The sequence below is a fragment of the Neisseria sp. RH3002v2g genome (assembly GCF_014596425.2).
GTDB lineage: Bacteria > Pseudomonadota > Gammaproteobacteria > Burkholderiales > Neisseriaceae > Neisseria.
The window spans coordinates 694951-710768 of record NZ_CP110721.1; the positions used below are offsets into that span (position 1 = coordinate 694951).

The following is a 15818-nucleotide window of genomic DNA, read 5'->3' on the forward strand; positions in this document are numbered from 1 at the left end:
ACGGCCTGATGGCTCTATTTTTATTGGGAAAACTCGGCTTCGACATCAACTTGGATTTGCTCAAGCTCTTCCTGCCATTGCAGCCAGTTTTCTTCCAGTTGCGTTAATTTTACTTTAGTTTCTGTTAATTGTGCGAGTGTCTCTTGCAATTTGGGTTTATTTTCTTCTGAATAAGCAGATTCTTGTGCCAAAAATGCTTCATAGACCGTCTGAATATCAGTTAATCGTGCGATTTCTCTTTCGGCTTTGTCGATTTTCTGCTGAATCGGTTTGCTGCGTTTGGCTTTTTCCTGACGGATTTGTGCCTCGATACGCTTGGTGTCCTTGCGGCTTTGGCTTTGTGCAGAAGCGGCAGGAGCCGTTGCGGCGTTTTCTTGTGCCAACCGCCATTGACGGTAGTCGTTCAAATCGCCGTCAAAGTTGTTCAGACGGCCTTTGTCAATCAATAGGAAGCTGTCGGTAGTCGCTTCAAGCAGGCTGCGGTCGTGCGATACGACAATCAATGCGCCTTGGAAACTTTGCAGGGCAAGTGTCAGGGCGTGGCGCATATCCAAGTCCAAATGGTTGGTCGGTTCGTCAAGCAGCAGCAGATTAGGTTTTTGCCAGATAATCATGGCAAGGGCGAGCCGCGCTTTTTCGCCGCCGGAAAAGGGCTCGGTCTTTTGAACCGCCATATCGCCAATAAAGTTGAAACCGCCTAAAAAGTTACGGATTTCCTGTTCACGGACTTCGGGCGAAAGCTGTTGGATATGCCAAACCGAACTTTGGTCTGCGCGCAAGGTATCCAGTTGGTGCTGGGCAAAATAGCCGATATTGAGCTTTTCGGAGCGGACGATGCTGCCGGAAAGTAAATCGATTTTTCCTGCCAAGGCTTTGATAAATGTGGATTTGCCGCTGCCGTTAACACCCAGCAGGCCGTAACGTGCGCCACTTTCCAGAGACAAGGTGATATCGTGCAAAACGGTTTTGTCGCCATAGCCCAAGTCGGCATGGTCGAGTTTCAATAATGGGTTGGGCAGGTGAGTCGGATTGGCAAACTCAAAGGAAAACTCGCTATCCAAATGCGCAGGGGCGATGCGCTCGAGTTTGGCTAATGCCTTCATGCGGCTTTGGGCTTGTACGGCCTTTGTGGCTTTGGCTTTGAAACGGTCGATAAAGGATTGCAGATGTTTGATTTGCGCCTGCTGTTTGACGTAGGCGGCTTGTTGTTGCGCCAGACGCTGGGCGCGTTCGGCTTGATAGAAATCGTAATTACCACCGTATTGGGTCAGTTTTTGTTGCGACAGCTCGATGGTATGCGTTGTGGTGGCATTCAAGAAGTCGCGGTCATGGGAAATGATGATTTGCGTACAGGGCAGGGAAGCGAGATGGTTTTCCAGCCACAACACGGTTTCTAAATCCAAGTGGTTGGTCGGTTCGTCCAAAAGCAGCAAATCGGCACGGCAAATCAGCGCTTGGGCAAGGTTGAGGCGCATACGCCAGCCGCCGGAGAAGGATTTGACGGGATGGGTATGCTCTTCTTGTGCAAAACCCAAGCCGTTAAGCAGTTTGGCGGCGCGTGCCGGAGCGGTATAGGCATCGATTTCTTCAAGTTTGGCGTGATATTCGGCTTGCTTCATGCCGTCGTTTTGCGCTTCTGCTTGGGCCAAGGCCGTCTGAAAAGCCTGCAATTCGGCATCGCCTTGCAAAACGTAGTCTAAAGCGGAAATATCTAAATCGGGCGTTTCTTGAGAGACGGAAGCCAGACGCCATGTTTTGGGAATCAGGATTTCGCCGCCATCTTGAGTGATTTCACCTTTTATCAGCGCAAACAGGCTGGATTTTCCCGTACCGTTTTTACCGATTAAACCAACGCGTTGGCCGGGGTTAATTACGGCATCGGCTTTGTCGAGCAGGACTTTCAAACCGCGTTGCAGGGTGAGTTTTTTGATTTCTATCATGATGGCGGGTAGGGGATAAGTAAAACGAAAGGCGTTATTTTACCTGAAAAGACATATAAAAGGCCGTCTGAACAAGTATGAAAACGAAATCAACGATTTCTATATTCACTTATTCAGACGGCCTTTATGAAATGACAGTCGGAAATACTTTCAAATTGTCTGTCGTTTCAATTAAATTTAAAGGTCGGCATTGTCCGCACGGATTTGGCGCAGGAATTTTTGTGTCCGCTCATGTTTGGGATGGTTAAACAAATCTTGCGGGCTGCCTTGCTCGACAATAACGCCGCCATCCATCACGACGACGGTGGTTGCCACTTCCAAGGCAAATTTGATTTCATGCGTAACGACAACCATGGTCCAGCCTTCTTGTGCCAACTCCTTCATGGTATCCAAAACATCTTGCACCAATTCGGGGTCGAGCGCGGAAGTCGGTTCGTCAAACAGCATCAGTTCAGGCTGAATCGCCAATGCTCGGGCAATGCCGACGCGCTGCTGTTGACCGCCGGAAAGCTGGTAGGGGTAGAGGTCGATCTTGTCGCCCAAACCGACTTTTTCAAGCAATTTGACAGCTTCTTCACGCGCTTGGGTGACAGGTTTGCCTTGTACGGCAACCGGCCCTTCCATGACGTTTTCCAACGCAGTTTTGTGTGGAAAGAGGTTGTATTGTTGGAACACCATTCCGGACTTGCGGCGCAGTGCCAAAATATCGTGTTTGCTTGGTTTTTTGGAAAAATCGATGCTTAACGGCTGCGCATTGTCAAATTCGATTCGACCTTGTTCGGGCATTTCCAAAGCGTTTAAACAGCGTAAAAACGTGGTTTTGCCCGAGCCGGAAGGGCCTAGGATAACGACCACTTGTCCTTTGCCGACATCCAAATCGATGCCGCGCAAAATGGTATTTTCGCCAAAGGTTTTATGGATATTGCGGATTTTAATCATGACAACTCCTTATTTGGCGACATAGCGGTCAAAGCGTTTTTCCAAGCGCGCCTGAATCAAAAACAGCACTTTGCAGAAGCACCAATAAACCAATGCGGCTTCGATATAAACGGGCAAAAAGTCATAAGTACGGTTTGCTGTCTCTTGGGCAACACGGAAAAGCTCGGTTACCGTTACTACGGCGGCAAGCGAGGTATTTTTGAACAAGCCGATAAACTCGTTGCTCAAAGGCGGTACGGCAACGCGGAATGCCTGCGGTGCGACAATGCGGCGGAACGTCTGCATATAGGTCATACCGATGGAGAAACCTGCTTCCCATTGGCCTTTAGGTACGGACAAAATTGCCGCGCGTATGGTTTCGGAAGCGTATGCGCCGACATTGAGCGAAAAGCCTATGATAGCGGCAGGAATTGGGTCGATATAGATGCCGACGGAAGGTAAACCGTAGAATACGATGACCAACTGCACCAAAAGCGGCGTACCGCGAATGACGGAAATATAAAATTCCACCAGCTTCAGCAAGCATTTTTGGAAAATGCCTCCGGAGGGCATGATCCGCACCAAAGCAACGGCTACGGCAATAATCATGCCGATAACGAAAGAAGCGATCGCCAAAGGCAAAGACACTGCGAAGCCGGCTTTGACCATGGGCCAAAACGCGCTGATGAGCATATCAGCGCGTGTTTCCGTCATAAACGGCAGAGAGGCAAGGAAATTATTTAACACTGATGTCTTTTCCGAAGAATTGTTCGCCCAGTTTTTTCAGCGTGCCGTCAGCTTTCAGCTCAGTCATGGCTGTGCTGAATTTAGCCAATGCTTCATCGTTGCCTTTATTGACAATCAGGCCTGAGCCGACTTTTTCGTCAGCCGGTGCAGACCAAACGATTTTTACGCCGGCATTTGGGTTTTTCTTCAGATAGTCCAATACCGCCAATTCGTCGTTCAGGGTTGCATCGGCACGTTTTTGTTCAATCAAGGTCAGGGATTGCGCCAAGCCGTCTACCGGTACGAGTTCTGCGCCTGCAGCTTTGGCTTTTTCACCATAGTTGCTGGTCAGGGATTGTGCGGTTTTCACACCTTTGATGTCATCGATGGATTTGATGTTGCTGTCTTTGCGCGCAACCAAAACGGCACCGCTCCAGCTGTAAGGCTCGGATTTGTCAAAAGTTGCTTGACGTTCAGGGCTGGTCAGGCCGACTTGGTTGGCAACCACGTCGAAACGGCCGGCTTTCAAACCTGCCATCATAGAGTCCCATTGTGTTTCTTTAAATTCGACTTTTACGCCCAGTTTGTCGGCAACGGCGCGGGTAACTTCGACATCGTAGCCAGTCAATTTGCCGTCTTTATCATGGTAGGTGAAGGGTGCGTAAGTGCCCTCTGTGCCGACAGTGATGGTACCTTTGTTGTTGATACGCTCAATCAGTGAGCCGGAGGCCGCGCCGGATTGGGCCGGTGCAGAAGAAGCTGAGTTGCTGCTTTCGCCGCCGCAAGCAGCCAAAACTACTGCAGCGATGGTGCCAAGTACGAATTTTTTCAACATGGATTTTTACTCCTGATTTTTAGTGTGTCATCTGGTATTAAAGCATGCATTCTAAGCGAAACTGCCCAAAATACAAAATACATCTTAGTTTCTTAAAAGGCCGTCTGAACGCTGATTTGTTCAGACGGCCTTGAGTGGTGTATCAAAATTTCGGCTTATGCAATTTCAAGCCACATGACTTGATAGGGTTGCAGTACCAAATCCTGATTCAGGGAAACGGTTTGACCGCTGATCAAATCGTGTGCTTTAAACGGCATGGCTTGCAGCGTATGCGCACTGATGGTTTGCGGATGTTCGCTGAAGTTGCCGAATGCCAATAGTGCGTTGTTGCGCATATAGCCGATGATGTGTTTGTTGTTGGTATTGAAGGTAACCAACTTGCCGCCGTCAAAGCGCGGATTGCTTTGGCGGATGGCAATCATATGACGCAAACCTTGGAAGATTTGACCGGCAGTGGTCGAGCTGTCATGGCGTTGATTGTACAACTCTTCATTATAACGAGGACGGTGTGCCCAGCGGCTGTCGTCGCTCTTATTGCTGTCTTGCGACCAGTCGTCATCATTGAGCGTACCGACTTCGTCACCCAGATAAATCAGCGGCAGGCCGCCGGTACTCAAAGCAATGCTGTACAAAAGTTTGATGCGGTCAACGGCGTACGGGTCATTTTGAGCTAAACCAACCAATGCTGCGGCTGTACCGCTGACACGGCAGTCGCCAGTGTTGGGGTTGTATTGGAAGGGGACGCCGCGCGCGAAGCTGCCGTTAAAATGGTTGACGAAGAAGCGGTTGAGGAATTGTCGGTGGTCGTAGCCGTGGATGCCGAACTGCCATGCGTCCTCATCGGCAAATGTCCAGCCGATGTCGTCATGGCTGCGGACGTAGTTGACCCATGCAGTGTGGTCGGGCAGGTTGTGGCGGTAGGTCAATGCCTGATGGAGCAGGTTGACTTCGCGCGTGGCAAGCGTGTTCCACAACAATGCCATTTGCAGCGGGTTGTAACCGATTTGGCATTCGTCTTGGCTGATGTATTGGACAACTTGGTCAGGGTGAACGATGGCTTCGGATTTGAAGAACACGGCCGGGGCGGCAATACGCATGACGGAGTTAAATGCACGAATCAGAGCGTGTGCCTGTGGCAGGTTTTCGCAGCTTGTGCCCATTTGCTTCCAAATAAAGGCAACGGCGTCCATGCGCAGAATATCAACGCCCAAGTTGGCAAGGAACATCATTTCGCCTGCCATAGCGCGGAATACCCAAGGATTGCTGTAATTCAAGTCCCATTGGAAGGAATTGAACGTTGTCCATACCCAGCGGCCGTCTTCCAGTTGTGAGAAGCCGCCTGGATGTTGGTCGGGGAAGATTTCACGCAGGGTGCGGTCGTATTGGTCGGGCATCCAACGGTCAGGGAAAATGTAGTAGAAATTGTCATAGAGCGGGTCGCCGGCGGTGCAGCGTTTTGCCCATTCGTGTTCGTTGGAAGTGTGGTTGAAGATGAAATCGACAACGGCGGAAATGCCTGCTTCGTGCAGTGCGGCAATGACATCGCGTAAGTCGTCTATTGTGCCCAGTGCCGGATTGACATCGCGGTAGCTGCTGACTGCATAGCCGCCGTCGCTTTTGCCTTCAGGGCATTTAAACAGGGGCATCAGGTGCAGATAGGTCAGACCCAATTCTTGGAAATAAGGAATTTTGGCTTTCAAGCCTTGCAGATCGCCTGCGAACAAATCGACGTAGCACACGCCGCCGACCTGTTTGTTGGATAAAATCCAGTCAGGATCGTTTTTGCGCGCGATATCGATATCTTTTAAAGATGCATTGCGTTGGGAATAGCTTTGCCATGCTTGGGCAATCAGTTGCTCCAGCATGGGGAGGACGGCTTCGTTGTTATTGTAAACGTTGTCCAGCTCGTGCATCAGTTTGGGAAAGTGTTCTTCAAGCCGTCTGTCAAACTGTTTCCAGTCTTCAGATGCCTCGATGCTTGCACGCTGTTCGGGAGTGTATATCGATAGGGTGCGTTCTTTAAGGTGATGCAAGGTCAAATCAACCTGTTGAGTCTGGGTCAACATAATGCCTACTCCGAAGTTAAGGTGAAATTGTTTTGAAGCTTGGTTTCACTTCTTTTGCAAATCCATGCCGATTGTGGGCGGACAAGACTGTAATTTTGCGTCAAGAAACTGTCTCAATGATACTGGAAGTGCTTGAGTGTGCCTAGGGTTTTCAAGGTTATTGAACAGGATTTTTCAAGTGTTTGATTTTGATTGAAAGTAAGGTTGAATAAAAAGAATATGGCCTTTAGCCGAAGTCATGTTTCAGACGGCCTGAGCTTTTAAGAAAAACTTTTATTTTTATTGCCTTAGATATCCTTTGTTCTCATATGGCCGTCTGAAACATAAGCACGGCATAGAGGGTTATCTGTTTTTTCGAAATTTGGAAAATATCGATTATTTTCATGACTTCTGATGTAAATCAAGATTGTATGGTTGGCAGAGTATCTTATTGCAAAGAAGAAACTCAAAAAAATGCTTGTTTATTATTGAATGAATCCATGATCTATCTTATTGATAGTGGTTATTATGTAGATTATCAAGTTAATAAGGGAAAGCCCTCTGTCTGATTTGTCATGCTTGTTTAATATTATTTTTTAAAATTAGACTTGACCCATTACAAGCAATTACTTAAAGTACCCATCTTAATTTTTACACAAGAAAACGGGTTATCCTGTTCCAAAAAAATGAGCGCAATCAAACCACCACAAATCACTGCATACGACAGCAAGCCGACCGATGTTTATTTCTTCGGTACTTGCGTTCTCGACATCTTCATGCCGGAAGCGGGTATGGATGCCATTACCTTAATCGAACAACAAGGTATCTGCGTCCATTATCCAATGGAGCAAAGTTGCTGCGGCCAACCTGCCTATTCGTCCGGCCATCCGAAAGAAGCTTTTGATGTGGCCAAAGCCCAATTGGATTTATTCCCGGAAAATTGGCCGATTGTCGTACCGTCCGGTTCTTGCGGCGGCATGATGAAACACCACTGGCCGACTTTGTTCAAAGGCACCGAGTACGAACAAAAAGCCATTGATTGCGCCAACCGTATCATTGAATTTACCCACTTCCTGCTAGCCATCGGCTACAAACCTGAAGATAAAGGCGAGCCGGTTAAAGTGGCCGTTCATACTTCTTGCGCGGCGCGTCGTGAAATGAATGTCCATTTGTCAGGCTGGCAGCTGATTGACGGCATGGAAAATGTCGAGCGTATCGTTCATGACCATGAAAGCGAGTGCTGCGGTTTTGGCGGTACATTCTCTGTTAAACAAGCCGATATTTCCGGCGCGATGGTAACCGACAAAGTTGCAGCCCTAAAAGAAACCGGCGCAACTGAAATCATTAGTGCAGACTGCGGCTGCATGATGAATATCGGCGGCAAAATCGCTAAAGACGAACCGAATATGCCACGTCCGAAACACATTGCATCCTTTCTGTTGGAACGCACCGGAGGTAAAGCATGAGCGCGCGCGAAAATATTTTGGCGAAATTGAAAAAAGCCGATGCCTTACCGATGGAAGAGCCGCCGGTTTTCGATTATTACCGTGAAATGGGCGTATCTTGGGCAAACGATGTCGAACGCTTGAAACATTGGGCGGCTGCCATGCGTGCCGTCAAAACGGAAATCTATTGGGTTACCAAAACCAATTGGCCACAAGTATTCCGCCAAGCAGCCGAAGGCAAAGGCTTGAAAAACATTCTGTTGCCATTGGAAACAGAACACGGCCAGCTGGCTCGTGCAGCTTTGGCCGATACTGATATCGAACCGCGCGGTTTTGAGCGAAAAATCGACGATTGGAAAAACGAATTCTTTGCTGATATTGAGGCCGGATTTAGCGGCTCTAAATGCGGTATTGCCCGTACCGGTACGATTATGCTGGAGTCTAGTCCTCTGGAGCCACGCAGTTTGAGTTTGGTTCCGCCTGTGCATTTCTGCCTGTTTGACACCAGTAAAATGTACAACGAATTCCATAATGCTGTTGAAGGCGAAAAACTGGTAGAAAAAGGTATGCCTACCAACGTTATTTTGATTTCCGGCCCGTCTAAGACTGCCGATATTCAATTGACTTTGGCCTATGGTGCACACGGCCCGCGTGATTTGGTGGTTTTGGCCGTTCTGCCTGATCATATTTCCCCTGCCGATTTGGAGGAAAAAGCATGAGTTCCCAAACCATTAAATTCCATATGAAGCCGGAAACGTTCAAGCAAAACGCTGCGATTTCTTTGCAAGACAAGCCTTTGCGTAAAAGCTTGCGTACGGCGATGGATATGCTGATGACCAAGCGCAAAGCCGTTTTGACAGATGAAGAAGAGCTGCAAAGCCTGCGTGACCTGTGTGAGCATGTCCGTCAGCGTTCTTTGTCCAAATTGCCTGCATTATTGGAACAATTAGAAGCAAACCTGACCAAGCTGGGTGTTAAAGTCCACTGGGCGGAAACACCTGCTGAAGCCTGCCAAATCATTCACAACATCATTACCGATAAAAATGGCAAGCTGATGGTAAAAGGCAAATCTATGGTCAGCGAAGAGATTGAGCTGAACCATTATCTGCAAGACCGGGGCATCAAAGCGGTTGAGAGCGACTTGGGCGAGTTTATCGTACAAATGGCCGGCGAGAAACCAACCCATATCGTGATGCCTGCCATTCACAAGACTAAAGAGCAGGTAAGCGAGCTTTTCCATCAAAATCTCGGTACTCCATTAACAGACGACGTGGACCAACTGACCGGATTTGCGCGTAAAGCCTTGCGTGATATTTACAGCACTGCTGATGTCGGTTTGAGCGGCGTAAACTTCGCCGTTGCTGAAACAGGCACTTTGTGTCTGGTGGAAAATGAAGGCAACGGCCGCTTGAGTACCACTGTACCGCCTGTGCACATCGCCATTACCGGTATTGAAAAAGTGGTTGCGAAACTGTCGGATGTGCCGCCTTTGTACAGCCTGTTGCCACGTTCAGCTATCGGTCAGAACATTACCACTTATTTCAATATGATTACCGGACCTCGCCGTAGCGAAGAACTGGACGGTCCGCAGGAAATGCATTTGGTTCTGCTCGACAATGGCCGTAGCCAAGCCTATGCAGAAGATCAAATGCGCCGTACCTTGCAATGTATCCGTTGTGGCGCGTGTATGAACCACTGTCCGGTTTACACCCGTATCGGTGGCGCGGCTTACGGCACGACTTATCCCGGCCCGATTGGCGAGATTATCTCTCCGCATTTGTTGGGCTTGGATGCGACACGCGATCTGCCGACCGCGTGTACCATGTGCGGCGCGTGTGTCGAAGTTTGCCCGGTACGCATTCCGATTACCGAACAAATGCAACGTCTGCGCGTTGAAGCACAACGTTCGCCAACAGAAGCCGTTCCTCATCCTATCCGCGGTCAAGGTGCATCGCATACCTTCGGCGAGCAAATGGCATGGCGAACCTTTAACGGCATTTTCAGCGGCAGTAAGGCTTATCGAGCATTCGGCTGGGCTGCTACCAAATTCCGTGCATTGACGCCAAGTAAGCAGTTAAGCTGGACCAATAACCATGTTCCGATGAAACCTGCCAAGCAAACATTGCATGAGATGATGGCAGAAAGAAAACGTCAGCAAGAAAAAGCATAAGGCTTGAAAATAAAACCTGGGGGATAAAAGCTTCAGGTTTTATTTTTTATTAAATACTGCTGGTGTAGCATCGCTATTTGTAAAGGCATTTGATTTGATTATTGTATTTTGATTCTTTTGAATAAAAAGGCCGTCTGAAAGATTTTCAGACGGCCTTTATTACATCCAAAAGTTTTTGTCTAAGTCCTTAGAGCAATACTTTTTCTACACCTCCGTTATTGGCTTTTTTCACAAACTCATCCAGCCAGTTTTCGCCGAGGATGTGTTTTGCCATTTCAATGACTATGTAGTCTGCAGGCATATTGTTGTCGTCGGCGTAGCGGCTCAGGCCTTGCAGGCAGGCTGGGCAGGAGGTGAGCATTTTGACGGGTTCGCCTTGCGGCAGCTCTTTGAGGTTTTTCTCAATTTCCTCTTGTTTGCGGAACTTGACCTGAGTGGCGATGTCGGGTCGTTTGACGGCAAACATGCCGGATTCGCCGCAGCAGCGGTCGCTTAGGACGACTTTCTGCCCCATGAGGCTGCTTGCCATTTGGGTGGCGTTCATGGTTTTGATGGGCGTGTGGCAGGGGTCGTGGTAGAGGTATTGCTGACCTTTCACGCCGTTCAGTTGCACTCCTTTTTCAAGCAGATATTCGTGGATGTCGATGATGCGGCAGCCGGGGAAGATTTCTTCGAAGCGGTATTTTTCGAGCTGGTCGTAGCAGGTGCCACAACTGACGACGACGGTTTTGATGTCGAGGTAGTTGAGGGTGTTCGCCATGCGGTGGAAGGCGACGCGGTTGTTGGTGCTCATCTGCTCGGCTTTTGCCTTGTTGCCGCCTGCGTCCTGCGGATAGCCGCAACACATATAGCCGGGCGGCAGGACGGTTTGTACGCCGACGTGCCAGAGCATGGCTTGAACGGCAAGTCCGATTTGGCTGAACAGGCGTTCGGAGCCGCAGCCGGGGAAGTAGAACACGGCTTCGGCATCTTCGGGCGCGGCGGGGTTGCGGATGATGGGGATGCTTTTGTCGTCTTCGATGCCGAGCATGGAGCGCGGTGTTTTGGCGGGCACGCTTTTGGGCAAGGGACGGTTGATGAAGTGGATGATTTGTTCTTTGACCGGAGCGGTGCCGACGGTGGCTTTGGGTTCGGCTTTTTGTTTTTTGGTGCCGACGGGCAGCAGTTTGCCGATTTTGTAGGCAAAGTTCTGCGCGGGGAAGCCGGTCTGTATCATGGCGGCGCGCAGGGCTTTGATGGTTTTAGGGCCGGTGGCGTTCAGGAACGCCATGCCCATTGATGCGGCGGGTGCGAAGCGTTTGTGGCCGGAGTCGGCAAGGTAGTTGCGGATGGCTACGGTTACGTCGCCAAAGTCGATGTTGACGGGGCAGGGCTTGACGCAACGGTGGCACACGGTACAGTGGTCGCCGATGTCCATGAGTTCTTCGAAGTGTTTGATGGAAACACCGCGGCGGGTTTGTTCTTCGTACAGGAAAGCTTCGGTCAACAGCCCCACGCCGAGGATTTTGTTGCGCGGGCTGTACAGCAGGTTGGCGCGCGGAACGTGGGTGGAGCAGACGGGTTTGCATTTGCCGCAGCGTAGACAGTCTTTGATGGAATCGGCGATGGTGCCGAGGTCTGATTTTTCCATAATCAGCGATTCCGCGCCCAAAAGCTCGAAGGACGGCGTGTAGGCGTTGCGTAAGTCCGAGCCTTTCATCAGTTTGTGGCGGTTGAAGGTGTGTTTGGGATCGACTTGGTTTTTGTAGTTCCAAAACGGCTGCAAGTCTTCATCGGTCAGAAATTCGAGCTTGGTGATGCCGATGCCGTGTTCGCCCGAAATCACGCCGCCGAGCGAACGGGCGAGTTTCATGATGCGTTCGACCGAACGGTAGGCCGTCTGAAGCATTTGGGCGTCGTCTGAATTGACGGGGATGTTGGTGTGGACATTGCCGTCGCCGGCGTGCATATGCAGCGCGACGAACACTCTGCCGCGCACGGTTTTGGCGTGGATTTTGCCCAAACCTTCAATAATTTTGGTATCCGTTTTGCCGCTGAAGATTTCGGCGAGCGGCTTCATTACGTCGTCTTTGACGGACACGCGCAGGCGGAAGTCGCGGAATGCGGTGAAACAGCTCTCGTCGTCTTTGGCTTCGGGCGCGGCATGGACGGCTGCGCCGTAGCGGGCTTTGTAGTCGGCAAGCGGCGTATCGAGATTGGCGAGCAACCAGTCCCAACGCGCTTTAACGGCGGAAACGTGGGCAAGGGCGTGTTTGCCGCGTTCGCCCAAAAGTTCGGCGGTCGGCAGGTCCGTGCCCATTTTGTCGATGGGGAGTTTGCCTGACAGATATTGCTCTAATTCAGCACAGAGTTTGAGTTTGTTTTGGATGGAAAGCTCGATGTTGATGCGTTCGATACCGTCCGAATACTCGCCCAGCCTCTCCAGCGGAATCACCACGTCTTCGTTGATTTTAAAGGCGTTGGTGTGTTTGGCGATGGCGGCGGTACGGCTGCGGTCGAGCCAGAAGGTTTTGCGCGCTTCGGGCGACACGGCGATAAAGCCTTCGCCGTCGCGGGCGCGGGCAAGTTCGCAGATGTGTTCGGCGGCTGCCTGCACGGCGGCTTCGTCGTCTGAAACCACGTCCGCCAGCAAAACCATTTTCGGTCGTCCTTTGCCCGCCGCTTTGGTGGCGTAACCGACGGCGCGGACATAACGCCAGTCCAAATGTTCCAAACCCGCCAGCCGCACGCTGTCGTGAGCGAGCAGGAAGTCGCGGATTTCGACGATGGACGGCGTAGCAGTGGCGACCGTGCCGAAAAACTCCATACACACGGTGCGCGTGTATTTCGGCATTTTATGCAACACGAAGGCGACGCTGGTGATGATGCCGTCCGTACCTTCTTTCTGCACGCCGGGCAGGCCGCTCAAGAATTTGTCGGTAACGTCTTTGCCCAAACCGACTTTGCGGAATTTGTGACCGGGGATTTCCAAGCGTTCGGTCTTAACGATATTGAGGCCGTCTGAATCCAGCGTGTGCACGTCGAACACGGCGGTTTCTTCGTCGTGGATTTTGCCGAAATTGTGGCGCACGCGCTCGATGCGCAGCCATTCGCCCTGCGGGTTGACCATCTGCCAGTAGGCGAGGTTGTCCAACGCCGTCCCCCACAGTACGGCTTTTTTGCCGCCTGCGTTCATCGCCACATTACCGCCCACGCAGGACGCGTCGGCGGAAGTCGGATCGACGGCGAACACCAAACCCGCCTGATGCGCGGTTTCTTCCACCCGCCGCGTTACCACGCCCGCGCCGCAATGGATAATCGGATGTTTGCCGTTTAAACCTGCCAGTTCGACAAATTCCACGCCGCGATGTTTGTCCAGCTTTTCCGTATTGATGACCGCACTGTTTGCATCCAAAGGTACGGCGCCACCGGTATAACCCGTGCCGCCGCCGCGCGGAATAATGACCAAATCCAGCTCGATTAAGGCGCGCACCAAAGGCGCGACTTCCGCCTCCGTGTCGGGATTGACGACGACAAACGGATATTCGACGCGCCAGTCGGTTGCGTCGGTAACGTGCGTTACCCGCGCCAGCCCGTCAAACATAATATTGTGCGGCTTGGTGATTTTGCTCAAACGCTCCAAAATCTTATGACGTTTTTTGCTGGTTTCATCAAAACTACTATCAAAACGCTCGACCGCCTTTTCCGCCGCTGCAACCAATACATCGACTTGCGGATTGTCGTCGCGGCGTTTGCGGATTTCGTTCAAACGGTGGCGCATTTCACGTACCAGTGCGGCACGGCGTTTCGGATGCTCCAGCAAATCATCGACCAGATACGGATTGCGCACGACCACCCAAATATCGCCCAATACTTCAAACAACATCCGCGCCGAACGTCCTGTTTTACGTTGGCCTCGCAGGTCTTGCAGGATTTGCCAGGCTTCGTCGCCTAAAAGTCGGATGATGATTTCGCGGTCGGTGTAGGAAGTATAGTTATAGGGAATTTCCCGAATACGCTGCGGGGCGGTAGTCGTGGTCATGGTTGAGTTCCGTTGATAGGTATAATATTTTTATATTAAAGGCCGTCTGAAAAATACGATTTCTTCTTGATGGCGTGATGTGTTAATGTAGTGTAATTTTCGATATTTTTCAATGCAAAAGACGATAAACATTTCAATGCGAATGATTTCTAATTGAAACATATTGTTTACAATTTTGTCATGCAGATGGTTTTCAGACGGCCTGACAGATTTTATCGCTTGAGTTTTTCTGTAAAACCGCTATAATGCTTTTCTTCTACGGCGGGTCTCCCCGCATGGTAATTCGGAACACCGGGTCAGGGGCGGAAGCCAGCAGCCCACTCTGATGAGCCAGTGCCGGGGGTTCGGCTCGCCACCTTATTCAAAAATGCCGGAGATGATTGAGTCTCCGGCATTTTTCATTGTATAAAGCGGTAATAATCAAAAGGCCGTCTGAAATCTCATTTTCAGACGGCCTTTGAGTTTATGAGCAAACTATTTATGCTTCTTCTGATTTTGTATTGGGCAAAACACAGTTCAGGATAATGGCCAATACGGCACACAAACCTACACCGGCGAAGCTCAAAGTACCTACTTTGATAATCATGCCGCCGATGCCGGTCGTCAATACGGAGCTGACGATAACCAGGTTTTTCGGCTGCATCAAATCGACTTTCGCATCAATCAATGTTTTGATGCCCAAAGAAGCGATAGTACCGAACAGCAGCAACATAATACCGCCCATAACCGGCATGGGGATCGAAGCCAAAAACGCGTTGAATTTACCGAAAAACGCCATGCAAATCGCAAAAATTGCCGCCCAAGTCATAATGACGGGGTTGCTGTTTTTGGTAATCATCACCGCGCCGGTCACTTCCCCGTAAGTGGTCACAGGAGGGCCGCCGATCAAACCGGCCACGCAGACGCCCAAGCCGTCGCCTGCGAGGGTTTTGTCCAAGCCCGGGTCTTTGGTGTAGTTTTTGCCGGTTACATTGCCGATGGCCATGATGCCGCCGATGTGTTCGATGGCTGGAGCGATGGCAACGGGCAGCATAAACAGGGCAGCCTGCCAGTTGACTTGAGGTGTTTCAAAATGAGGAACGGCAAACCAAGGAGCGTTGATGATGGCGCCGGTGTCGACCAAGCCCATGATCAAAGCCAACACATAGCCGGAAGCTACGCCGATCAGAATCGGAATCAGCTTCATCATTTTGCTGCCGAAGACAGAAACAATGACGGTTACCGCAAAGGTAAAGCCGGACAGAATCAGCGAGTCGATATAGTCGATGACCTGTTTGCCGCCTGATTGACCCATAGCCATGCTGCTGGCTGCAGCGGCCACGGACAAGCCGATTACCATAATCACCGGGCCGATAACCACGGGCGGCAACAGCTTGTGTACCGCATCCAGACCACGCCATCTGATCAATGCGGCAAAAACAAAGTACATGAAGCCGGCCGCAAACAGACCGAACATGGTAGAAGGCAGGCCCCATTCGCCGATGGAGTAGATAATCGGTGCAATAAAGGCAAAAGAAGAGCCGAGGAAAATCGGCACTTTACGTTTGGTAACCAATTGGAACAACAAGGTGCCCAAGCCTGCGCCCAATAATGCCAAAGCCGGGTTCAGTCCCGTCAGAAGCGGCACAAGCACCATGGCACCGAATGCGACAAACAAAATCTGCGCACCGGCTACCGCCGTTTTAAGCTGATTCATAAAAGCTCCGAAGAAAATTCAA

Annotated in this window: 10 protein-coding genes and 1 other RNA gene; 4 read left to right on the plus strand and 7 right to left on the minus strand. The window is 50.6% G+C overall.

Going from position 1 to position 15818, the window contains the following annotated elements:
- Positions 1-20: 20 nt before the first annotated feature.
- The 5 genes from BBP27_RS03380 to BBP27_RS03400 form a co-directional block, all read right to left on the minus strand.
- Positions 21-1940: an ATP-binding cassette domain-containing protein gene (locus BBP27_RS03380; RefSeq protein WP_188211702.1), complete on the minus strand. Its 1920-nt coding sequence runs from the start codon at positions 1938-1940 to the stop codon at positions 21-23.
- A gap of 177 nt (positions 1941-2117) precedes the next feature.
- Positions 2118-2879: an amino acid ABC transporter ATP-binding protein gene (locus BBP27_RS03385; RefSeq protein ID WP_188211703.1), complete on the minus strand. Its 762-nt coding sequence runs from the start codon at positions 2877-2879 to the stop codon at positions 2118-2120.
- Positions 2880-2888: 9 nt separating this feature from the next.
- Positions 2889-3605 (minus strand): amino acid ABC transporter permease, encoded by a 717-nt coding sequence (locus BBP27_RS03390; protein ID WP_049336124.1) that lies wholly within the window; start codon positions 3603-3605, stop codon positions 2889-2891.
- Positions 3595-4419, minus strand: coding sequence for an amino acid ABC transporter substrate-binding protein (locus BBP27_RS03395; RefSeq protein WP_188211704.1), 825 nt, complete (start codon positions 4417-4419; stop codon positions 3595-3597). The genes BBP27_RS03390 and BBP27_RS03395 overlap by 11 nt, the downstream gene beginning before the upstream one ends.
- A 155-nt stretch (positions 4420-4574) precedes the next feature.
- Entirely contained in the window at positions 4575-6485 is a 1911-nt protein-coding gene (locus BBP27_RS03400) for an alpha-amylase family protein (RefSeq protein WP_188211705.1), read from the minus strand.
- Positions 6486-7150: 665 nt separating this feature from the next.
- Between BBP27_RS03400 and BBP27_RS03405 the strand changes: the two genes are divergently transcribed.
- From BBP27_RS03405 to BBP27_RS03415, 3 genes are read left to right on the plus strand one after another with little or no spacing between them, the layout of a single operon-like run.
- Positions 7151-7930, plus strand: a complete 780-nt coding sequence (locus tag BBP27_RS03405; RefSeq protein ID WP_188211706.1) for a (Fe-S)-binding protein — start codon at positions 7151-7153, stop codon at positions 7928-7930.
- Complete coding sequence (locus BBP27_RS03410) at positions 7927-8628, plus strand: LutC/YkgG family protein (protein WP_049323226.1); 702 nt, start codon at positions 7927-7929, stop codon at positions 8626-8628. Before BBP27_RS03405 ends, BBP27_RS03410 begins: the two co-directional genes overlap by 4 nt.
- The gene (locus BBP27_RS03415; protein ID WP_003746828.1) at positions 8625-10079 is read left to right on the plus strand and encodes a LutB/LldF family L-lactate oxidation iron-sulfur protein; all 1455 of its coding nucleotides are present in this window, start codon (positions 8625-8627) and stop codon (positions 10077-10079) included. The genes BBP27_RS03410 and BBP27_RS03415 overlap by 4 nt, the downstream gene beginning before the upstream one ends.
- A gap of 187 nt (positions 10080-10266) precedes the next feature.
- Here the strand turns inward: BBP27_RS03415 and BBP27_RS03420 are convergent, their stop codons facing one another.
- A complete protein-coding gene (locus tag BBP27_RS03420) occupies positions 10267-14100 on the minus strand; it encodes a DUF3683 domain-containing protein (protein WP_188211707.1) in 3834 nt (1277 codons plus the stop codon).
- A 260-nt stretch (positions 14101-14360) separates the two neighbouring features.
- Between BBP27_RS03420 and ffs the strand changes: the two genes are divergently transcribed.
- Positions 14361-14457: signal recognition particle sRNA small type (gene ffs / locus BBP27_RS03425), an RNA gene on the plus strand.
- A 121-nt stretch (positions 14458-14578) separates the two neighbouring features.
- On the opposite strand, the gene BBP27_RS03430 is transcribed toward ffs, so the two are convergent.
- The gene (locus BBP27_RS03430) at positions 14579-15796 is read right to left on the minus strand and encodes a uracil-xanthine permease family protein (RefSeq protein ID WP_188211708.1); all 1218 of its coding nucleotides are present in this window, start codon (positions 15794-15796) and stop codon (positions 14579-14581) included.
- Between the last annotated feature and the right edge of the window lie 22 nt (positions 15797-15818).